The 21,258-nt window shown below is 69.2% G+C and carries 19 protein-coding genes; 14 read left to right on the top strand and 5 right to left on the bottom strand.

Going from position 1 to position 21,258, the window contains the following annotated elements; translation table 11 throughout:
• Positions 1-59 precede the first annotated feature (59 nt).
• On the top strand, positions 60-1,793 hold the full coding sequence (locus C5H89_RS07680; protein ID WP_240181757.1) for an alkaline phosphatase D family protein: 1,734 nt from the start codon (positions 60-62) through the stop codon (positions 1,791-1,793).
• On the opposite strand, the gene C5H89_RS07675 is transcribed toward C5H89_RS07680, so the two are convergent.
• The gene (locus tag C5H89_RS07675; protein WP_205304920.1) at positions 1,774-2,769 is read right to left on the bottom strand and encodes a superoxide dismutase; all 996 of its coding nucleotides are present in this window, start codon (positions 2,767-2,769) and stop codon (positions 1,774-1,776) included. The two genes, C5H89_RS07680 and C5H89_RS07675, sit on opposite strands and share 20 nt — an antisense overlap.
• Before the next feature lie 103 nt (positions 2,770-2,872).
• Between C5H89_RS07675 and C5H89_RS07670 the strand changes: the two genes are divergently transcribed.
• The 4 genes from C5H89_RS07670 to C5H89_RS07655 all read left to right on the top strand — a co-directional run bounded on the left by C5H89_RS07670 (position 2,873) and on the right by C5H89_RS07655 (position 8,542).
• On the top strand, positions 2,873-5,230 hold the full coding sequence (locus tag C5H89_RS07670; protein WP_240181756.1) for an excinuclease ABC subunit UvrA: 2,358 nt from the start codon (positions 2,873-2,875) through the stop codon (positions 5,228-5,230).
• Between the two features lie 57 nt (positions 5,231-5,287).
• A complete protein-coding gene (locus C5H89_RS07665; RefSeq protein WP_240181755.1) occupies positions 5,288-6,709 on the top strand; it encodes a cytochrome ubiquinol oxidase subunit I in 1,422 nt (473 codons plus the stop codon).
• Positions 6,706-7,716, top strand: coding sequence for a cytochrome d ubiquinol oxidase subunit II (locus C5H89_RS07660; protein ID WP_104106433.1), 1,011 nt, complete (start codon positions 6,706-6,708; stop codon positions 7,714-7,716). Before C5H89_RS07665 ends, C5H89_RS07660 begins: the two co-directional genes overlap by 4 nt.
• Positions 7,717-7,801: 85 nt before the next feature.
• The gene (locus C5H89_RS07655; RefSeq protein WP_104106432.1) at positions 7,802-8,542 is read left to right on the top strand and encodes a GAF and ANTAR domain-containing protein; all 741 of its coding nucleotides are present in this window, start codon (positions 7,802-7,804) and stop codon (positions 8,540-8,542) included.
• A 16-nt stretch (positions 8,543-8,558) separates the two neighbouring features.
• On the opposite strand, the gene bsh is transcribed toward C5H89_RS07655, so the two are convergent.
• Entirely contained in the window at positions 8,559-9,506 is a 948-nt protein-coding gene (gene bsh / locus C5H89_RS07650) for a choloylglycine hydrolase (RefSeq protein WP_104106431.1), read from the bottom strand.
• A 158-nt stretch (positions 9,507-9,664) separates the two neighbouring features.
• On the opposite strand from bsh, the gene C5H89_RS07645 reads away from it, so the two are divergent.
• The 3 genes from C5H89_RS07645 (at position 9,665) to C5H89_RS07635 (ending at position 11,950) form a co-directional block, all read left to right on the top strand.
• The gene (locus C5H89_RS07645; RefSeq protein WP_240181754.1) at positions 9,665-10,549 is read left to right on the top strand and encodes an aminoglycoside phosphotransferase family protein; all 885 of its coding nucleotides are present in this window, start codon (positions 9,665-9,667) and stop codon (positions 10,547-10,549) included.
• A 96-nt stretch (positions 10,550-10,645) separates the two neighbouring features.
• The gene (locus C5H89_RS07640) at positions 10,646-11,281 is read left to right on the top strand and encodes a hypothetical protein (RefSeq protein ID WP_104106430.1); all 636 of its coding nucleotides are present in this window, start codon (positions 10,646-10,648) and stop codon (positions 11,279-11,281) included.
• A complete protein-coding gene (locus C5H89_RS07635; protein ID WP_104106429.1) occupies positions 11,282-11,950 on the top strand; it encodes an RES domain-containing protein in 669 nt (222 codons plus the stop codon).
• Positions 11,951-11,966: 16 nt separating this feature from the next.
• On the opposite strand, the gene C5H89_RS07630 is transcribed toward C5H89_RS07635, so the two are convergent.
• A complete protein-coding gene (locus C5H89_RS07630; RefSeq protein ID WP_104106428.1) occupies positions 11,967-12,428 on the bottom strand; it encodes a VanZ family protein in 462 nt (153 codons plus the stop codon).
• 162 nt (positions 12,429-12,590) lie between these two features.
• Between C5H89_RS07630 and C5H89_RS07625 the strand changes: the two genes are divergently transcribed.
• Positions 12,591-13,655 (top strand): alpha/beta fold hydrolase, encoded by a 1,065-nt coding sequence (locus C5H89_RS07625; protein ID WP_345840640.1) that lies wholly within the window; start codon positions 12,591-12,593, stop codon positions 13,653-13,655.
• 450 nt (positions 13,656-14,105) lie between these two features.
• Positions 14,106-15,197: a hypothetical protein gene (locus C5H89_RS07620; protein ID WP_162799280.1), complete on the top strand. Its 1,092-nt coding sequence runs from the start codon at positions 14,106-14,108 to the stop codon at positions 15,195-15,197.
• A gap of 139 nt (positions 15,198-15,336) precedes the next feature.
• On the opposite strand, the gene C5H89_RS07615 is transcribed toward C5H89_RS07620, so the two are convergent.
• The gene (locus C5H89_RS07615) at positions 15,337-15,780 is read right to left on the bottom strand and encodes a GNAT family N-acetyltransferase (RefSeq protein WP_104106426.1); all 444 of its coding nucleotides are present in this window, start codon (positions 15,778-15,780) and stop codon (positions 15,337-15,339) included.
• An 85-nt stretch (positions 15,781-15,865) separates the two neighbouring features.
• On the opposite strand from C5H89_RS07615, the gene C5H89_RS07610 reads away from it, so the two are divergent.
• The 3 genes from C5H89_RS07610 to C5H89_RS07600 all read left to right on the top strand — a co-directional run bounded on the left by C5H89_RS07610 (position 15,866) and on the right by C5H89_RS07600 (position 18,214).
• Positions 15,866-16,432 carry a hypothetical protein gene (locus C5H89_RS07610; protein ID WP_104106425.1) on the top strand — a complete coding sequence of 189 codons (567 nt, stop codon included), beginning with the start codon at positions 15,866-15,868 and terminating at the stop codon, positions 16,430-16,432.
• Between the two features lie 85 nt (positions 16,433-16,517).
• On the top strand, positions 16,518-17,495 hold the full coding sequence (locus C5H89_RS07605; protein WP_104106424.1) for a matrixin family metalloprotease: 978 nt from the start codon (positions 16,518-16,520) through the stop codon (positions 17,493-17,495).
• Between the two features lie 62 nt (positions 17,496-17,557).
• The gene (locus C5H89_RS07600; protein WP_104106423.1) at positions 17,558-18,214 is read left to right on the top strand and encodes a peptidylprolyl isomerase; all 657 of its coding nucleotides are present in this window, start codon (positions 17,558-17,560) and stop codon (positions 18,212-18,214) included.
• Between the two features lie 18 nt (positions 18,215-18,232).
• On the opposite strand, the gene C5H89_RS07595 is transcribed toward C5H89_RS07600, so the two are convergent.
• Positions 18,233-18,694, bottom strand: a complete 462-nt coding sequence (locus C5H89_RS07595; protein WP_104106422.1) for an OsmC family protein — start codon at positions 18,692-18,694, stop codon at positions 18,233-18,235.
• Between the two features lie 55 nt (positions 18,695-18,749).
• On the opposite strand from C5H89_RS07595, the gene pepN reads away from it, so the two are divergent.
• The gene (gene pepN / locus C5H89_RS07590) at positions 18,750-21,203 is read left to right on the top strand and encodes an aminopeptidase N (RefSeq protein ID WP_104106421.1); all 2,454 of its coding nucleotides are present in this window, start codon (positions 18,750-18,752) and stop codon (positions 21,201-21,203) included.
• The last annotated feature ends 55 nt before the right edge of the window (positions 21,204-21,258 follow it).

The following is a 21,258-nucleotide window of genomic DNA, read 5'->3' as shown; positions in this document are numbered from 1 at the left end:
CGGTCCCGACCCGAGGAGGCGCCATCACCGAGCTCGTGCTGGGACCGTTGCTGCGCCATGTGGACGAGTCGTCCGCCACCCTGTGGCTGGAGGTCTCGGGCCCCGCGACGGTGCGGGTGGACGCGTCGGGTGTCTCGGCGACGACGCGCACGTTCGCCGTGCACGGGCACCACTACGCGTTGGTGGAGCTCAGCGGCCTGGGCGCCGGGACCCGGCGGCCCTACGAGGTCCGGCTGGACGATGCCGTGGTCTGGCCCCCCGCGGACTCCGAGTTCCCACCCTCGGTCATCGCGACCCCTGCCGGCGATGGCCCCCTGGCGATCGCCTATGGCTCCTGCCGTACGGCGGTGCCGCACGACCGGCGCGGCCACGAGACGCACGGGGTCGACGCGATGCGCACCTACGCGCTGCGCCTGGCCGGTGCGGCGCCTCCCGCCGACGACTCCTCAGAGCTGGAGGACCTGGCCTGGCCGGACCTGCTGCTGCTCCTGGGGGACCAGGTCTACGCCGACGAGACCTCCGAGGAGATGCGAGAGTTCATCGCCTCCCGGCGGGACCCGGCGGAGCCGCCGGGGGAGGAGCTCAAGGACTACGAGGAGTACGCGCACCTGTACTTCTTGGCCTGGTCGGACCCGGCGAACCGGTGGCTGCTCTCCACGGTCCCCAGCGCCATGATCTTCGACGACCACGACGTGCGCGACGACTGGAACACCTCCCAGTCCTGGCGGGAGCAGATGGAGCAGACGCCGTGGTGGCACGGCCGGATCGTGGCCGCGCTCTCGTCGTACTGGGTCTACCAGCACCTGGGCAACATGTCCGCGGCCGAGCGGGAGCAGGACGAGCTCTGGCGCACCCTGCGTGACCACGAAGGCCCCCAGGGTCCGGACCTGGGGCCTCTGCTGGACGAGTTCGCAGCCCGGGTGGACCAGCAACCGGAGACCTATCGGTGGAGCTACTCGCGCGACTTCGGCACCCGGGCCCGACTCGTGGTGGTGGACAGTCGCGCCGCGCGGGTGCTCGATCCGGAGCACCGAGCGATGCTGGACCCCGACGAGCTGGGGTGGCTCGACCGCCAGGTGCAGGGCGACGTGGACCACCTGCTCATCGGCACCTCCCTGCCGTTCCTGCTCTCCCAGGGCCTGCACCACGTGGAGGGCTTCTCCGAGGCGCTGGCCCAGGGAGCCTGGGGGCGACTGAGCTCGAGGGCGGGGGAGCGGATCAGGCAGACGGTGGACCTGGAGCACTGGGCGGCCTTCCAGGACTCGTTCCTCAGCGTCGCCGACATGGTGATCGAGGTCGCCTCGGGCCAGCGCGGGCAGGCGCCCTCGACGGTGACCTTCCTGTCCGGGGACGTGCACCACAGCTATCTCAGCAGCGCCCGGCTCTCGCGCAAGGAGGCCCGCAGGCGGAAGCCATTGCACAGCGCGCTGCTGCAGGCGGTCTGCTCGCCGATCCGCAATCCCCTGGAGCTGAAGATGCGGTTCGCGACCGCGGCGCTGGCCTACGGGGTTGCCGGCCCGGTGGGACGTCTGGTCTCGCTCTCGGCCAAGGTGCCGGCGTCGCCGCTGCGGTGGCGCAACGTCGAGGGACCTTGGTTCGACAACAACATCGGCCTGCTGGAGACCTCGGGCGGCCAGCTGCGCCTGCGGTGGTTCACCAGCCAGATCGTGGGTGAGGACCACGCGCACCCCCGGCTGCGGCAGATCGTGGAACGGGTGGAAGGGAGCGCCACCCAGCGCCCGGCTGGACGGCACGAGCAGGATCGAGAGGCGCTCACCGCGGGACGCGAGTGACCCAGTACTCGGTGACCGGGGGCGTCTCGCGACCGAAGCGCGCATTTGGCAGGTAGAGCCAGCGCCCGAAGGCCGCCACCGTGCTCGGTACGTCGAAGTCCCCGGAGGTGATGGTGTCGACGAGCATGCCGCGAGTGCCGCTGCGGTCCAGCCGCAGCACCGCCACCCGGTTGAGCCTGTTCTGCACCACGTAGAGGATTCGCCCGAACCGGAGCAGCCCGTCCCCGTTGACCACCGAGTAGCCCCCTAGGTCCACCGCCACGGCCTCGCCGGTCGCCGGATCCACCCGGTACAGCAGTCCGCTCGTGGAGTTCACTACCAGCAGCGCTCGCCCGTCCGGTGTGGTGGCGATGCCGTTGGCGTTGGTTCCCGGCACCTGGACCCAGTCGCCCGAGAGAGGCAGGGACCGAACCTCCGACGGGGACGGCAGCTCCCCGCCGCGGCCCAGCGGGAGTCGGTACAGCACCGGTTGCTGCGAATCGGTGAACCAGGCCGTACGCCGGGTCAGCACGACGTCGTTGACGAACGTCGGACCCGTGGCGAGCTGGTAGTCGGCCAGGAGCCCGCCGGACCGGACATCCACCACCCGTGCTGTTCCGGAGGGCCCGCCGGCGATGAAGAGCCGCCCTCGCCGGTCCGACTTGAGGCCGATCGAGGGGGTCCCCGGTCCCTGGGAGATGGTGCGGCCCTCCCCGGTGCGCAGGTCGACCTGGTAGATGTCCCCGTCCACCCGGGAGCCGAGCCAGGCGCGTGGTCCGGGACCGATCGCGATGCCCTCGGGCGCAAAGTTGTCGGGGAGCGCGATGCGGGCCGGGAACGGAGCCGGATGGTGCGGGCGAGCCTGGCCGGGGGCGGGAGCGAGCAGGCCGGTGGCCAGCACCGGGGCCAGCAGCGCCAGCGCGGTGGCGAGCACCGCTCGGCGCGCTCCGGGGCGTCTGGACGTGGACCGGACGAGGGCGGATCTACGAGGGGTCATGGCTACCTCCTGGGACCTATCGACGCTAGCCCCGCTCGACCGGAGTCGACAATCCCTCAGACGCGGGCTGCGGGGATGCCTTGGGCGTGGGAGCATCACCAGGGTGACGACGAGACCGCACACCGCCGACACCCACGACCTGATCCGCGTGCAGGGGGCCCGCGAGAACAACCTCAAGAACATCGACGTGGAGCTGCCCAAGCGGCGCCTCACCGTGTTCACCGGGGTCTCCGGCTCCGGCAAGAGCTCTCTGGTCTTCGCCACCATCGCCGCGGAGTCACAGCGGATGATCAACGAGACCTACAGCGCGTTCGTGCAGGGGTTCATGCCGCAGCAGGCCCGCCCCGACGTCGATCTGCTCGAGGGCCTGACCACGGCGATCATCGTGGACCAGGAGCGGATGGGCGCCAATCCTCGCTCCACGGTCGGCACCGCGACCGACGCCAACGCCATGCTGCGGATCCTCTTCAGCAGGCTGGGGGAGCCGCACATCGGCTCGCCCCAGGCGTTCTCCTTCAACGTCGCCTCCGCGAGCGGGTCGGGCCGGGTGAAGTACGAGAAGGAGGGACAGACCAAGAACGAGGTGCGGACCTTCTCCGTCACCGGAGGCATGTGCCCCCGGTGCGACGGCATGGGCGCGACCAACGACATCGACCTGTCGGCCCTCTACGACGAGTCCAAGTCCCTCAACGAGGGCGCGATCACGATCCCGGGCTACAGCATGGAGGGCTGGTACGGCCGGATCTTCCGCGGGTGCGGCTGGTTCGACCCGGACAAGCCGATCGGCAAGTACTCCACGAAGGAGCTCTCGGACCTGCTCCACAAAGAGGCGACCAAGATCAAGGTCGAGGGCATCAACCTGACCTACCTGGGCCTGATCCCGCAGCTGAAGAAGTCGTTCCTGTCCAAGGACGTCGAGGCACTGCAGCCCCACATCCGCCGGTTCGTTGAGGGCGCGGTGACCTTCACGACCTGCCCGGAGTGCGGCGGCACCCGGCTCAGCGAGCAGGCCCGATCCTCCAAGATCGGCGGCCTGAGCATCGCCGACGTCTGTGCGATGCAGATCAGTGACCTGGCCCCGTGGGTCCGGGAGATCGAGGACCCGTCGGTGGCGCCCCTGGTCCAGGGGCTGCGGCACCTGCTCGACTCCTTCGAGGCCATCGGCCTGGGCTATCTCAGCCTCGACCGGCCTGCGGGCACGTTATCCGGGGGAGAGGCGCAGCGCACCAAGATGATCCGGCACCTGGGCTCCTCGCTCACCGATGTCACCTACGTCTTCGACGAGCCCACGATCGGCCTGCACCCCCATGACATCGAGCGGATGAACGAGCTCCTGCTCCAGCTGCGGGACAAGGGCAACACCGTGCTGGTGGTGGAGCACAAGCCGGAGACCATCGCCATCGCCGACCACGTCGTCGACCTCGGACCCGGCGCTGGCAGCGCCGGGGGAGAGGTCTGCTTCGAGGGCACGGTCGAGGGTCTCCGCTCGAGCGACACCACGACCGGTCGGCACCTCGACGACCGCGCCCGACTCAAGGACGCGGTACGCAGTCCCACGGGGGTGCTGGAGATCCGCGACGCCTCGGCGCACAACCTGAAGCACGTCGACGTCGACGTCCCGCTCGGCGTGCTGACCGTGGTCACCGGGGTCGCGGGGTCGGGGAAGAGCTCGCTGGTGCACGGCTCCCTGGCCCAGCGGGAGGGAGTCGTGGTGATCGACCAAGCCGCGATCAAGGGTTCCCGGCGCAGCAACCCTGCGACGTACACCGGGCTGCTGGAACCGATCCGCAAGGCGTTCGCGAAGGCGAACGGGGTCAAGCCGGCGTTGTTCAGCTCCAACTCCGAAGGGGCCTGCCCCACCTGCAACGGCGCCGGCGTCATCTTCACCGATCTGGGAGTGGCCACCGTGGAGTCGCCCTGCGAGGAGTGCGAGGGCAGGCGGTTCCAGGCGAGCGTCCTGGAGCACACCCTGGGCGGTCGGAACATCGCCGAGGTGCTTGCGATGTCGGTGTCGGTGGCTGCGGACTTCTTCGGCACGGGCGAGGCTCGCACTCCCGCTGCTGGGAAGGTGCTCGACCGGCTCGTCGACGTGGGCCTTGGTTATGTCACCCTGGGACAGCCCTTGACCACCCTCTCGGGAGGGGAGCGGCAGCGCCTCAAGCTCGCCAGTCAGATGGCGGACAAGGGTGAGGTCTACGTCCTGGATGAGCCGACCACCGGTCTGCACCTGGCTGACGTGGCGAACCTGCTCGGGCTGCTCGACCGCCTGGTGGAGGCGGGCCGGTCTGTCGTCGTGATCGAGCACCACCAGGCCGTCATGGCGCACGCCGACTGGATCATCGATCTCGGCCCGGGCGCCGGCCACGACGGCGGCAACGTGGTGTTCCAGGGACCTCCGGCCGAGCTCGTCAAGGCCGCGACGCTCACCGGTGAGCACCTGGCGGCGTACGTCGGCAGTTGAGAGTCCCTTGGACGCACAGGGTGGCGGCCATGGCCTGCCGCGCCTAACGTGGTGAGGGTGCTCCTGCCCGAGGTGCTCCTCCAGGTGGTCGCCGCGGAGGAACCCGCGGGCCTGCTTCCGGCGCGGTTGCAGATGGCCTTCTCATTGGGGTGGCACATCGTGCTCGCCTGTTTCGGCGTTGCGCTGCCCTCGATGATCTTCGTGATGCACTGGCGTGGGATCTACCGCGACGACGCCGTGGCCTTGGGCCTGGCCCAGCGCTGGGCGAAGGTCTCCGCGGTCCTCTTCGCGGTGGGTGCGGTGTCCGGCACCGTGCTCAGCTTCGAGATGGGGTTGTTGTGGCCCGGGCTGATGGGCCCGTTCGGCGACGTCCTGGGCCTGCCCTTCGCGTTCGAGGGACTGGCGTTCTTCACCGAGGCGATCTTCCTGGGCATCTACCTCTACGGCTGGGGACGGATGCCACCCAAACGGCATCTGCTGACCCTGCTGCCGATGGCAGCGGCCGGGCTCTTCGGGACCTTCTGCGTGGTCTCGGTGAACGCCTGGATGAACGCCCCGGCCGGGTTCCGGATCCGGGACGGCGAGGTGGTCGACGTCGACCCGTGGCGGGCGATGTTCAACGACCTGGCCTTTCTGCAGTTCCTGCACATGTGGGTGGCGGCCTTCATGGTCGTGGGGTTCCTGGTCTCCGGCGTGTACGCCGTGGGGATGCTGCGCGGGCGCCGTGACGAGCACCACCGGCGGGGCTTCACCATCCCCTTCGTCTTCGGGTCGGTCGCTGCGGTGCTGCAGCCGGTGATCGGTCACTTCCTGGGCGGCGGCCTGGCCGACCGCCAACCTGCCAAGCTCGCCGCCTTCGAGCTGGCCACCACGACCGAGTCGCCCGCACCCCTGCGGCTGGGCGGTCTCCTCGTCGACGGCGAGGCGCGGTGGTCTATCGACATCCCCTACATCGGATCCTTGATCGCCCGGAACTCCTTCGACGCACCCGTGCCCGGACTGGACACCGTGCCGGTCCAGGACCGCCCGCCGGTCAACATCACCCATCTGTCCTTCCAGCTGATGGTGGGCATCGGCTTCTTCCTGCTGCTCGTGGCCCTGGTCTTCTGGCTGATGCGGTGGCGGGGGCGTGACCTGCTGGACCACCCCTGGTTCCTGCGGGTGGGCGTGGTCGCCGGCCCCCTGGCTGTCCTGGCAGTGGAGGCCGGCTGGACCGCGACGGAGGTGGGCAGACAGCCCTGGGTGGTCTACGGCGTGCTTCGCACCGCCGATGCGGCGGACAGCAACGGCTGGTTGTGGTGGCTCTTCGGTGCGACCCTGCTGGTCTATGCCGCGCTCACTGTGGCGGCGACCCTGGTCATTCGCTCCATGACGAGACGCTGGCGCTCGGGGAACCTGGACCTGCCGAGCCCCTACGGGCCCACGCGCCGGCTCCGTGACTCCGAACCCGCCAGCGAGCCGGAGATGGAGGACTCGTGAGCCTCGCGCTCGTGGTGGCTGCCGCGCTCTTCGTGGGCGTGGTCGCCTACGGCGTACTGGGTGGCGCGGACTTCGGGACCGGCTCTTACGACCTGACGGCCGGGGGAGACGTGGAGGGTGCGGAGCAGCGCACCCTGATCGACCACAGCATCGGCCCGGTGTGGGAGGCCAACCACGTCTGGCTGATCTACGTGCTCGTGGTGTGGTGGACAGGGTTCCCCGAGTCCTTCGCCTCGGCGATGTCGACCCTGATCCTGCCCATGCTCTTCGCGCTGTTGGGGATCGTGCTGCGAGGGGCGAGCTTCGCCTTCCGCAAGTACTCCGAGACGCTGGCTCAGGCCCGGTTCTTCGGGGTCGTCTTCGCCGCCTCCTCGGTGGTGACCCCGTTCTTCCTTGGAGCCGTGGCCGGTGCCATCGCCTCGGGCCGGGTCCCTGCCCAGGGCCGGGGCGACCTGTGGTCGTCGTGGCTGACCCCGACCTCGTTCTTCGGCGGGGTGATTGCGGTGCTCACGTGCGCCTTCCTGGCCGGGGTGTTCCTGACCGCCGACGCCCAGCGAGCCGGGCTAGACAGCCTGGCACGCAAGCTCCGGCGGCGGACGGTCATCAGCGGTGTCATCACCGGTGTGGTGGTCTTCGCCGCCCTGGTGCCGATCTCCCGGGACGCGCCGACCCTCACCGAGGGACTCACCGAACAGGCGGCCCCGCTGATCGTGGTCTCGGCCCTGGGCGGCCTCGCCACCCTGTGGCTGCTCGTCAAGGAGCGCTACGCCGTCGCCCGGGTGACGGCGGTCTCCGCCGTGGCGGCCGTGCTGTTCGGCTGGGGATTCGGTCAGTACCCGTGGTTGCTGGTCGATGAGGTGACTATCGAGGACGCAGCGGGGGCGGAGGCTACGCTGGTGGGACTGATCGTGGTGGTCGGCCTGGCGGTGGTGATCGTGGGACCCTCGCTGTACTACCTGTTCCGCCTCACCCAGACTGAGGAATGGAGCCGGGCCGAGCACGAATGAGCAGCTTCGCCAGGCACGCCGCGTACGGGGGATTGGGTACGATGTCGCGCCCGTCAGCCATATTCAGGGAATGGGATGAACCGTCATGCCGGTAGGTGCGAAAGACGTCGTCAAGTCGAAGGTGGAGGGGTCGATCGCGGATCGCATGGCCGCCGCCGCGCGCGAGCTGCAGGACCAAAGTGATCCCCATGCGACCGTGAAGAGCGCCGTGGAGCTGCTCGTGCGCAACGTCGAAGGCTGCAACTCGGCAAGCATCTCGCTGGTCTATGGCAAGAAGCGCGTGGAGACCCCGGCAGCCAGCGACGACCTTGCTGCCACCGGCGACCGGCTCCAGGAAGAACTGGCCCAGGGTCCGGCCCTGGACACCTTGTGGGAGCAGGACAGCGTCTACGTGCCCGACCTTGCGGCCGACGACCGGTGGCCCACCTGGGGGCCTCGGCTGACCGAGGCCACGGGAGCACGCAGCGTCCTGACGTTCCGTCTGTTCACGATCAAGGACGTCATCGGCGCCCTGAGCATGTACTCGACCGAGGTCGACGCGTTCGACGAAGAGGACAAGGCGGAGGGCCTGGCACTTGCTGCGCACATCGCCCTGGCCGTGCTCGCGGCGCAGAAGATCGACCAGTACGAGTCGGCCCTGGACTCACGCACGCTGATCGGCCAAGCCTGTGGTGTGGTGATGGAGAGGTACGGCGTGGACGCGGTCAGCGCGTTCTCCCTGCTCACGCGTCTCTCGTCCACGCAGAACGTCAAGATCCGCTTCATTGCCGCCGAGCTCCTGCGCACCCGAGAGCTCCCGACAGCGGTGTCCCGCAGCGACGACTAGCCCGGGGTTCGCGCATTCAGACGACGATGAGCTTGCTTCCGTCAGACGCGTGGTCGGCCATCGCGACACTCTGGATCGCCGGGTCGTCATAGGTGTTCCAGTAGTACGTCTTGGTCCGCCCCGAGTAGAGCCCGGTGTAGATGGTCTTCTCGAAGTCGCCGGAGCCCATGGCTGCGCTGCCGTCCACCATCGCGACCTGCTGGAGCGTGTGGAACGCCCTGCTGACGTTCTCCTCCTCGCTGGCCTTGCCCGGGTAGTGGGCGTTGACGTAGGCCGCGCGCACGAACCGAGACGGCGAGTAGTAGTCCCCGGGAATCCCTCGCATGTGCGACCCCGAGCCGAACGGGCCCAGGTGCGCCCGCCCCAGCATGGTCTCCTCGGGAAAGGCGGGTGAGGTGTTGAGGTAGTTGCGCAGGTTCTCGTGGTGCCACGAGAACCCCGGCTGGTTGGCAAGGACGTCGACATCGTTGTCGAAGACCTGCAGGCCCTCGCTCGTGGATTCCACGACGATGGCGCGCGTCGAGTCGCCGATGATCCAGTGCAGCAGCGAGCTCGGGTACTTGTCGTTGATCGGCTCGTCGACGATGACGACGTCGTCGAGTGCGGCCTCGACCTCGTCGACGCTGGCGAACTGGGAGGTCACCCAGAGCGGGAACTCGAAGGCGGCGACGTTCGTCGCACCTTCGACCGGCTCCTGGGCGTAGCTCGCGTAGCCCGGGAAGTTGAGGCCAGCCACGGCCAGACCCGCGTCGTTGCCGCAGTCGAAGTACAGCGGTGTGTCCTCCTCCACGATCCCCATGCCGATGACGGCGTGCTGGATCCGCGGCACCGCGCCGAAAGGTGAATTCGTGTCGCATGCGGTGGGTGTCACTACCACCCGCTCCCCATAGCCGTACGTCCAGTCGAGGTTGCGGGCGAGATAGAGATTGCTGCTTCCGTCGGAAAACCTGATGCTCGTGCACATGTCGATGCCCCTGCCTATGGGCAAAGCTGCGACGGCCTCACGTGACAGTCGCCGCCGGCCTCGCGCGTCCGGTGCGCCGTGACCCGATCGTGCCACGGTGGTTGTCCTTCCCAGGATAGCCAGGGAGCCGCGGGCGTTCTTCTCAGTAGGCTCGCGCCGTGGTCGATGAACTGAACCGACTCAGCTCCGAGCAGCGCGATCTGTTGGCGCGCTGGGTTCCAGACGCACAGGTGGTCGCCGATCACAGCTGGGAGCTGGTCGAGACCGTCGTGCTCGAGCTGAGCAGCGAGCAGGGTCGTCTTGTCCTCAAGGCTGGCGGGCCGGGGGACCACCACATCGGTCGTGAGCTTCGGGCTCATCGGGAGTGGCTCCGCCCCTGGGCCTCGACGGGGCATGCGCCTGAGCTCTTGTACGGCGACGCTGTCACCAAGGTGTTGGTCACCCGGTACCTGTCCGGCCGATTGCTGGAAGGAACGCCGGCGCAGGACGACCCTGAGACCTACCGTCAGGCAGGCGAGCTTCTGGCCAAGTACCACAGCCAGGTGTCGGCCACCGACCACGAGTGGCACGACAAGTTCCGCGCTCGTGTCCTCCGCTTCCTCGATCTCCCTCACCGAATCGATGCCGGAATCGAGGAGGCTGTCCGCTCGGAGGTACCGACATGGCCGGGCGGTGGATCGCGCGTCGTACCAACTCACGGCGACTGGCAACCGCGCAACTGGCTGATCGACAGGGGCGTCGTGCGGGTGATCGACTTCGGGCGGGCAGACCTGCGGCCGCCAACCGAAGACTTCGTCCGCCTGGCCAGGCAGGACTTCTCACGTGACCCCGGGCTCGAAGCAGCCTTTCTCGACGGGTATGGCGACGATCCTCGCGACCCCGAGCAGTGGCGGCGCGAACTGCTGGGGGAGGCGGTGGGCACAGCCGTGTGGGCGTACGGACTAGGCGACGAGGAGTTCGAGCGATTCGGACATCGCCTCTTGGCCACCCTCGTGCCAGGCGACGAGTGCGTCGATCGCACGCGCGGAGGTGCTCCCCGTTGACTTGACCGAGTTGACCGCCAGCGAGCGTCGCGCGGTAGGCTGGAGGTTGACCGACTTGACCTCACAATCAGTACCGAACCCTCCCGGGAGCGCCGCATGGCAGCCAACAAGGCACTCGGTGTCAGCGGCAACAGCGCGCGCGAGACCTCCACGCGGGGGACCGCCCAGCAGCCGGCGGAGCATTCGGGACTGTCGCGCGACTTGCAGGAGTACCGCGAGGCGCTGGTCGCTGAGCTCGATACGACCCTGGTCCCCGCGATCGTGCAGCGACTGCGTGAAGGCGCCCCTCGACTGTCCCCCCGGGAGCTGACCAGGCGGATGCTGGCCGTGGCCCCCGCTCCCGCGCCAGCCAGCAAGATGGCTGAGCAGGTCGGGCCGGAGTTCTACGACACCGCTGGGGTCAGGGTCGTGCTGGCGCAACCGGGGGCGAACCCGATCTCCAAGCAGGCGGTCGAGCATCGCCGGAGGCGAGGCACGGTCCTAGCGCTGCGGACGTCGGATGGACGCTGGATCTATCCCACGTGGCAGTTCCGCGACCACGAGGTCATGCCCGGCCTGGCCGACGTCCTCGCCGTTTTTGCCGGGGGCTCCAGTTGGTCGGTTGGAACTTGGCTGACAACACCCAGCGAGGACCTCGACGGATGCACCGCCATTCAGTGGCTCAACGATGGCCGCGATCGCGACCAACTACTGAACTTGGCTCGACACACCGCACGCCGGTGGGCCGCCTGAGTGAGTCGCAGCAACCACCGCAACAGCCTTGCGCTGCGCGCCCCTGATGAGACAGCGCTTGATTTCACCCGCTTCCCGCGCAGAACGCTGCGCGCCGACGGAGAGTGGTACCGCCAACACCGGGACCGGCCTACCCCCGACAGGGGCGCCTGGCACTTCGCCTCCTATGCGCCAGGCGACGAGGGGGAAGGACGGTTCGACCTGCCGAATCCGGATGGCACCTGCTACCTCGCGAGCACCGAGACGGGGGCGGTCAACGAACTGGTTGGCCCTGACTGCGCCGACCGTGGCTGGGTGGACTCGGACCTCGTCGCCGACCGCCTCCTCTCGCGACTGCGCCTGCCGGTGGATGTGAAGGCCGCTGACACCACCTCGGCGCGCGCCAGCGAGTTCCGAGCAACCAACGAGTTGCCTGTCACCGAGCGCTACGACCTCACCCAGGCCTGGGCAGACACGCTGCACCGAGCTGGCTTCGGGGGTGTGTACACAGTGCTGCGGTTCACCTTGGGGGCGACTCGCGGGCTGGCACTTTTTGGCATATCCGGGGCACCAGACCCCTCCTGGCCCGGCGATGCGAGCCCGAGACCGGTGCGCGACGTCGTGGAGAGCCTGGGCATTGGAGTGGAAGACCCGCCGGCCTATGGCACCGTCACCATCGTTTCGCCGTGATCGATGCCGAGTGGCTTCAGACGACGTGCCGGGCCTGGCGTCGCCCCCGTCGGCGTCGTCGGCGCCGCAGGGTCGCCGGCAGCACGAGCACCAGGGTCAGGGCGATGCCGATGAGACCCCCGACCGTGTTGGCCAAGAGGTCGCGCTCGTCCGGGACACGACCGGGGATCTGCCGTTGGGCGGTTTCGATGAAGGCCGTGAGGACGAAAGAGCCGATGGCCGCCAGCCACCAGCCCCCGGCGCCGAAGAGGAGGAGCAGGAACATCCCGATGGGCACGAAGAGGGCGATGTTGGCCAGGAACTCGACGCGTGAGTAGTCGAGCGACTCGACGATCCCGCGACGGTGCAGGGCGCCCAGCACCCGGTTGACCAGCCTCGTCTCGCGGTCGCCGATCGCCTGGGGCGTCAGGGTCAGCCACCCGACGAAGACCAGGTAGCCACCGCTGAGGAGGCTGAGGAAGGGATGCCGATGGAACATCCCGCAAGTCTGCCCTTCCCGCTGAACGTACGAGGTATGAGGCCCAGGCGGACAACCTCATCTGCTTGTACTTGTGGACTCAACTGGCGAAGCGACATGTGGAGGGCGCCGAGTCGGCCCCGCTGAGGGGATGGACGGGTCTCACCTCGGGCTTCGGAGCCGATGGCCTCGGGAGTGGTGCCCTTTGTTGCTGTCATGCTGTGCTTCACCATGACCAGCCCGTCACCAGATGCCGAGGGGCACCCTCGCGTCGCCGGAGTGCTCGACCTCGGGCGGGGCCACGAGATGTACTGGGAGGAATGGGGACTTCGACGCGGAGTCCCCGCGCTTTACCTCCACGGCGGCCCCGGAGCTGGCCTTGGCACCAGTCGCTACCGCCACAAGTTCGACCTCACTAGAACACGGGTCGTGGGTTTTGATCAGCGCGGATGCGGTCGCTCCACTCCGCACGCATCCGACCCATCGGCCTTGATGCGCGACCAGACGACCGCATACCTCGTCCGAGACATCGAGCGGCTCCGCTTACACCTCGGCGTCGAAGCCTGGATCGTCAACGGCGCATCGTGGGGCTCCACTCTTGCCTTGGCCTACGCGCAAACCCATCCCCAGCGGGTGCTCGGGGTCGTTCTGTTCGCCGTAACCTCGACGAGCCGCCGCGAGGTGGACTGGATCACCGAGGGAGTCGGAATGCTCTTCCCGGAGGCCTGGAACCGCCTTGCCTCCCACGCCGAGAATTCCGCCATCGGCTACCGACGCGGCGAAGGCCGTCTTGTGACGGCGTACGCGCGCCTCATGAACTCGCCCAACCTGGCCACACGCGAAGCGGCGTCCCAAGAATGGGCGCTCTGGGAGGACACCCACATCTCCATCGGCGCCGGTGGCTTCCAACGAGACCCCCGCTGGGACGACGACCGCTTCCGGCACGCCTTCGTGCGACTCGCCACGCATTACTGGTCACACGACGGGTTCTGCGATCCGCCCATCCTCGACCAAGTCGACAAGCTCAATATGCCTGGCGTCCTCATCCACGGACGCCGCGACATCTCTTCACCGCTCGTCACCGCTTGGGACCTACATCGCCGTTGGACGGGGTCGACTCTCATCGTCGACGAGGGCGACGGGCATGGAGGCGCCTCCATGCTTGAGCACTGGCGTAACGCCAACGACCAACTCGTGACACGCGCCCTGTCCCAACTGGCAGTGCTCGACCGGCTACCGCCGCGTTGAGCGCGACTGGGGTTGCCAAGATCAGGAACGGTCAGCGTCGAGCCCGGCCTACGACGAGCTCTCAGCTGTTTGAACTCGTCGGACTTGGGCGATCCGATAACTTACATTATGTCAATCACTGTCGTGGGATCCCCATTTTCGATGGCCGCCCGTCACCACCGCACTCCGAACTACCTGGTCAGGGTCACCGACGTCCGTTCGTCATCGATGTCCTTCCCCACGGCACGCTCGCGAGGGTGCGCAGGCATTCGAGGCCACCGCCCATGCCTGTGCATTGGTCGGTTGCACCTACGACTGGGTGACATAACTCCTGTTCCCTGCACACGCGCGCTGACTAGTCGGTGAGACGCGACGCATCCGCGAGACGGAACACCAGTGCCGACGTCCAGCAGTAGCCTGCAAACTGCCGGACCTGCGCGGTACCGATGCGGATGGGACGGAGGGATCGCCATGACTTCGGCGAGACGGGGCACGGCCATGAGCACGGCGGCGCGGTACCGCAGCGTCGAGGACTTCCTCGCCTGCTACCGACCAAGCGCGGCCGCGAGGTGGGTCGATCCCCGGGGCGAAACCCTGTTGCACCACGCCCTGTGCAACAGCGAACGGGCAACGCGCCTGCGCATCGCCGAGTTGCTCTTGTCCGACGGCGCAGACGCGGCGGCGCTGAGCGCCGGCGGCTACTCCACGGCCCACCTGCTCGTGGCCCGCGTGCGACCCGAGCACGCCGGCGACGAAGCGCCGCTGCTCGCCGCATTGTTCGACAGGGGGTGCGACGTCAACCACGCACATCCCCGCGAAGGCGTGGCCCTGGAAGCCCTGGCCGCGCGATTCCAGTTCAGCGACCAAGACCTGGCGCCGTACTACGCCGTGTTCCTTGCTCGACCTGACCTCGACCTGCTCACTCCGACCACCTACGGCAGATCCACCCTGGAGACCATTCGGCGCTGGCGGATCAAGCGCGCCCACCTCGTCGAGCTCCTCGAGGAGCGCCTCCACATCCATGGCCCGGGCCTGCCGGCCGAGACCGTCTTCTCCCTGGCGAAATGGGCCAGCACCGACCGCATCCTTTCCGCCTACCAGCCCGGCGACCTCCTCACACGTGACCCGGCCACCGGCTGGCCTCTGCTGCACACAGTCCTGGACAACCCGGACGTGGACGCCCGGATCGACGTCGCGGCCCGGCTCCTCGAGGACGGCGCCGACCCGGCGACGACCACGCCGGAGGGCCTCACTCCCCCGCACATCCTGCTCCGCGAGCACGGCACCCGCGACCACGCACGCGAGGCGGCGCTCCTGCAACGTCTGTTCGACGCCGGAGCCGACCCGAACGCAGTCGCCGAGAAGGTCGGAACGCCGCTCAACTGCCTCGCGAGGATGACCAACCTGGACGAGGAGAGCCGGCTTCCCCTGTACGACGTCCTGCTCGCCCACCCGCAGTTCGACCCGCGTACCCGAGTTGGGCGCACGAAGACCGCGTGGGACGCCCTCGGCCAGAACCGCACCGCCGTTCTGCGAGCTCGTCTTGTGGAGCGATTCCCGTAACGACTGATCGTCGCCGGAAATGCGAGGTTGCTGGTCGGCGGTCGGCCAGTGGGAGCTCAGCCTCTCGTGAGTCGGCACTCGGCGTATAGACCACGTCCCGCAAGAGCCGTGGCCGCAATCGTGCACACCTGTCCCCTGGTCAACCCGCAGTCCCGGGGCGCCGCATCGGCAGGTGCGGGATGTCGTCCTCCAGGTAGTTCGGCCCGGTGCGCTGGAAACCGAACTGCTGGTACCACTCCTCCAGGTACGCCTGCGCGCCGATGCGCACCGGCCCGTCGCCGATGCGCTCGAGTGCCGCGGCCACCAGCCGGGCGGCGTACCCGTGGCCGCGGGCGTCCCGCGCGGTCGCCACTCGTCCGATCACGGCGGCGTCCGGGTCCTGGAGGATGCGCAGCACGCTGAGCGGTCGTCCGTCGTCGGCGGCCAGCCACATGTGCACGGTGGTCGGCTCGGCGTCCCGGTCGTCCACGTCCGGGTAGGGACACTGCTGCTCGACCACGAAGACGTCGACCCTCAGCTTGAGGATGGCGTGCAGCTCTCGAGCGGTGAGGTCGGACAGGGTGCCGCTGCGCAACGAGGTCACCGATCGACCCTAGCCCGCTCAGCTGACGCCCCGCCCTCGGGCAGACGGGGTTGACCCCGTTCCAGGCGCCCAGAAGCATGTCGCCATGAGCCGGTACGTCGACTACGCCCCCGAACAGACGCCGGTCGGCCGCTGCGTCGTACTTCCGGGCCGGCGCTACACCGCTGACGGCCCCCTGCTGTTCTTCGCCACCCATACGGCGTTGGCCCGCGGCTGGTCGGTGCGGCAGGTCTGGTGGGAGGCGCCCTCAGCCGGCACGGTCCGGGCGGTCCAGGACGAGATCACCTGGGTCGGGGACCAGCTCGATGAGGCTGTCGACGGGTACGACGGACGCGTGCTGGTGGTCGCCAAGTCGCTGGGATCCCTCGCGGCCGCACGCGCGGCCTCGCGCGGCTACGAGGCCGCGTGGCTCACCCCGCTCCTGACCGAGCCGGACCTGGCCGCCACGCTCCTGGCCTATCCGGCCAGGCAGTTCAGCGTCATCGGGTCCAGCGACCCCTGCCTGGACCCCGACGTCTTCGCCGCGCTTCCCGGGGAGCACCTGCTCGTGCCGGGCGACCACGTGCTGGGCGTCCCTGGCAACCCGGTCGCGATGGTGGCCAGCCACGACCAGTTCGTCCGCCATTTCAACTCCTGGCTCGGAGCCCACTAGCGCACGTCGTGAAAGTACATATACTCCCCCGCACTCGACGCACTCACCTGGGGGAACCGTGAAGAACACCGCAAGACGAACACTCGTGACGCTGACCGTCATCGCCACCACGATGGCCACCGGCCTCTCCACGGCCGCGGCCGAGCCGCCGTCCGCGCGTCCCGCCAAGTCGAAGGTCCAGGTGGCCTGGGTGAGCAGCGTGGTGGCCACCACTCCGACCGCGATTACCGGCGTCGTCAAGGACAAGGGCAAGAACCGACGGCGCGTGGTGCTGCAGCAGCGCTTCCCCGACGGCTGGACCAAGGTGGCCCGAAGCAAGACCGGTCGTGACGGCACGTTCAGCCTGGCGCTGCCGACCCACTGGCTCTACTCGGCCAAGACCCGCGTGGTGGTCGCCGGGACCCGGAAGAACCGCGCGGTCCGCACCAAGCCGCAGCGCGTCAGCGTCGTCCCCAGCTGGACACCGCAGGGCAGCCCCGACTCGTGGGCCTACATCAGTCCCAAGCTGCGCGCACGCTTCAACCCGTGCAAGCCCATCGACTACCGGATCAACATCGCCCAGGCCGCCCCCTGGGCTGCCTCCACCATCGACACGGCAGTCGCCGCGATCGCCCTCGGCACCGGACTGCGGTTCCGGTACCGCGGCACCACCAGCGCGGTCCCCTGGGCCACCAAGGGCACGCCCAAGCAGACTCGCAGCACCGACCTGCTGATCGCCTTCGCGCCGCAGTCCCAGACCAAGGAGGACATCACCGGGAAGCAGGGCCGCGGCGGAGCGGCGAAGATGGTGTGGGGGCGCGACCGCCGGGGCCGGCTGGCCCTGATCAAGCGCGCCGGCGTCGTGATCGACACGGTCAAGCCCCTCGACGCCGCCCAGGCCACCCGGGTCGTCATCCACGAGATCGGTCACGCGGTGGGACTGGGTCACACCGGGGACGTGTCGCAGCAGATGAACGGCACGGCGGAGGGCTACTACTCGCCGCTGCAGCTCGGGGCCGGTGACCTGACGGGTCTGGCCAAGGTCGGGCGTCAGGCGGGCTGCGTCCGGCCGCTGCGCCGCTGACGCGACTGCCTGCGGGGCCACCCGGTGTCCCGCAGGCAGTCCCCTCACCTAGCATCGGTGCCATGCGTTCCCTCAAGCTCGCCCTGGCACCCCTCCTCTGCCTCGCCGCCCTCGCCGGGTGCGGCGATGACGACGACACGGCACCGGATCCAGCGGCCGGCGAGGTCGCCTGTGAGTACGCCGAGGACGGCGCGCAGGCGGCCCGCGAGGTCGAGCTCCCGCCGTCCACGGCCGAGGAGGGAGACAACGTCCCTGCCACCATCGAGACCAACGTCGGCGCACTCGGCATCACCCTGGACGCCGGCTCCGCGCCCTGCACGGTCAACAGCTTCCTCTCGCTCGCCGAGCAGGGCTACTTCGACGACACCCAGTGCCACCGTCTGGTGACCGAAGGCATCTACGTCCTGCAGTGCGGTGACCCCACCGCCACCGGCACGGGCGGCCCGGGCTACACGATCGAGGACGAGCTCACCGGAGACGAGACCTACCCGGCCCGGACCCTGGCCATGGCCAACACGGGTCAGCCCGACACGGGCGGCTCGCAGTTCTTCGTCGTCTACGCCGACAGCGAACTGCCGCCGCAGTACACGGTCTTCGGCACCCTGGACGAGGACGCGCTCGCCGTCGTCGAGAAGGTCGCAGCGAAGGGCGCGGCCGACGGCGCGCCCGACGGCCCGCCCAAGGAGAAGATCACCATCACCGGCGTCACCCTCAAGTAGAGGGACGGGCCACCGGGTTCAGTCCTGGGCGTTGACGTCCTCGAAGACCACCGGCTCCCCCAGCGCCACGGTCCGGCTCACGGTGCAGAGCCGGTCCCGGGTCTGGGCGATGGCACGCGGCATCACTGCCCGGGCCTGGTCGCCGGCGTCCCCGTCTGGGAACCGCACGTCGAACACCACCCGGATGTCGCGCAGGTGGTTGCCCTGCTCGTCGCGCACCTTCTCGCCGTGGCACGCGACGTCGAAGGAGACCGCCTCGGAGCGCTTGCCGGTGATCAGGTCGACGTCGATGGCGCTGCAGCCCGCGATCGCGGCCAGCAGCAGCTCCACCGGGGTGAAGTCGGGGTCGAGGCCCCCCGTTCCGAAGAAGGTCTCTCCCCCGCGCGCGTTCATCGCCTTGAACCGGCCGTCCCCGATCCGGGTCAAGGTGACGCTGCGGGAATTCTCGGACTCGGTCGAGGAACCAGGCGTCTGCGTCATGCCACGAGCATATGGAGCCTGCGGGCTCAGCGGGGCACCTGGCTAGGCTGACGCGATGGGCACGAGCTACCGAAGCCTCCAGCACGCCGAGGCACGCACCCGTTTCGACCTCCTGCGGGTCATCTCCTACGACGTCACCCTCGACCTGGCCAGTGATGAGGCGACCTTCGGGTCCCTCACCCGCATCCTGTTCGACAGTCAGGGCGGTGAGACCTTCCTGGACCTCAAGCCCGCCGGCGTCAAGAGCCTCCGGCTCAACGGCACCGAGCTCGACCACGACACCCTGCAGGCCGGACGAGTGCCCCTGTCGACGGTGGCGGGGCGCAACGAGGTCGTGGTGGACGCCGTGATGGCCTTCCGCAACGACGGCGAGGGGCTGCACCAGCACGTCGACCCGGCCGACGGCCGTCGCTACGTGTACGGCATGTCGTTCATGGACGCCGCTCCCAGCATCTTCGCCTGCTTCGACCAGCCCGACCTCAAGGCGCCGTACACCTTCCACGTCACCGCCCCGGCCGACTGGACCGTGATCGGCAACGCTCCGGGCGCGCAGGTCGAGGCCGGCGTCTGGGAGTTCGAGCCCACTCCCCCGCTCTCCACGTACTTCGTCACCCTGGTCGCGGGTCCTTACCACCTCATCCACGACGAGCACGACGGGATCCCCCTGGGCCTGAGCGCCCGGCAAAGCATCGCGCGAGACCTCGACGCCGACGCCGACGAGCTGTTGACCATCACCAAGGCGTGCTTCGACGAGTACCACCGGCTGTTCGGGACCCGCTACCCCTTCGGCAACTACCACCAGGCGTTCGTCCCGGAGTTCAACGCCGGCGCCATGGAGAACCCCGGGTGCGTCACCTTCCGCGACCCGCTGGTGTTCTCCAGCCGGGTCACCCGGGGCATGCGGATCCAGCGCGCCACCACCGTGGCGCACGAGATGGCCCACCAGTGGTTCGGCAACATCACCACTCCGAAGTGGTGGGACGACCTGTGGCTCAACGAGAGCTTCGCGGAGTACATGGGCAACCGGGTCACCGCCGACGTCACCGAGTACGGCGACGCCTGGACGCATGCGGCGTACGCACGTCGGCAGTGGGGCCTGGTCGCGGACCAGGGCCCGAGCACCCATCCGGTGGCCGGCAACGGGGCGGTGGACGCCAGGGCGGCGCTCCAGGACTTCGACGGGATCTCCTACGCCAAGGGGTCGAGCGTGCTCAAGCAGCTCAACGCCCGGCTCGGGGACGAGGTCTTCTTCGCCGGCGTCATCGACCACTTCGACTCCCACTGGTTCGGCAACGCCACCATGAGCGACCTCTTCGGAGCCTGGGAGCGGGCCGGAGCACAGCACCTGGCCGACTTCACCGACAGCTGGCTGCGCACGGCCGGGCCCGACACGATCGTCCTCGACCGGGACGCCGGGACCATCCGTCGTACTCCCCCGCGCGGGAACCCGGCGGACCGCTCCCACACCTTCGGCGTCACCACCGTCTCGGCCTCAGGGTGGGAGACCTCCCCCGTCACCATCGTCGGCGACCAGACGCCCTACCGGACCGAGGCCCCCGCCGTCGTCCTGGACGCCTACGAGGACACCTGGGCCGCCACCCTGCTCGACCCTGCCACGGTCCAGAGCCTGAAGACGCTGCTGCCGACGGTCTCCGACGCCCGGGTGCGTGCGGGCGCCTGGAACGGTCTGCGCAGCTCCTTCCACCAGGTCGCCGTCGACCCTTCCGACGTGCTGGACCTGGTGGAGGCCGCGATGCCTCACGAGGACAACGACGACGCCGTGAACTACACCCTCCCCTGGGCGATCGCCTCGGGCGTGGAGCTGGGACCTGACCCCGCAGCCAGTGCTGCCCGGATCCACCGCACGATGCTGGCTCGCGCCCGGTCGGCACCCGCAGGCAGCACGTTGCAGCTGGCCGCCTTCCAGTCCGCGGTCGCCACGGCCGCGGACGAGTCCCGGCTGCGGGACTGGCTGGCGGGCGGGCTCCCCGAGGGGCTCGAGCTGGACCTGGACCTGCGCTGGGCCCTCCTGGTGCGCCTCGCGGTGCTGGGCTCCAGCGATCCCGATGAGCTGGACCGCGCCCTGGCGTCCGAGCCGACGGCGCGCTCCCGGGTCGAGCACTCGCGGGCCGTGGCGTCCCTGCCCACCGTGGAGGCCAAGGAGTGGGCATGGCGCCGGTTCACCGGAGACGCGGACGTGGCGAACTACGAGCTGGAGGCCGCGGGGCGCGGCATGTGGCGCGCGGGCCAGGAGAAGGTCACCGAGGCCTTCGCCCAGCGCTACCTCGACGCCCTGCCCGACCTGCCCCTGACGCACGCGGGCTGGGTCCTGGGGACGGCCGTGAAGGCGTTCTTCCCCGGCACCTGCCTGGACCCTGCTCTGGTCGCCTCCGCACGGCAGCTCGCCGGCTCCGGCACGCTGGACCCCACGGTGCACCGCAACCTGCTCGACCTGGTCGACTCCCTCGAGCGGCGAATCGCGGTCCGGGAGACCTTCGGCCCGCGCTGAGACCCGCTCACGGTCCCTGTCCTGGTCACGGTCTCTGCCGCTGCGGCGTGGGCTG

It is taken from the genome of Nocardioides sp. 616, assembly GCF_002930065.1.
GTDB classification, from domain to species: Bacteria; Actinomycetota; Actinomycetes; order Propionibacteriales; family Nocardioidaceae; genus Nocardioides; species Nocardioides houyundeii.
Note: the sequence above shows the minus strand (reverse complement) of the source record. Positions and strands in the feature narration are given on the sequence as shown.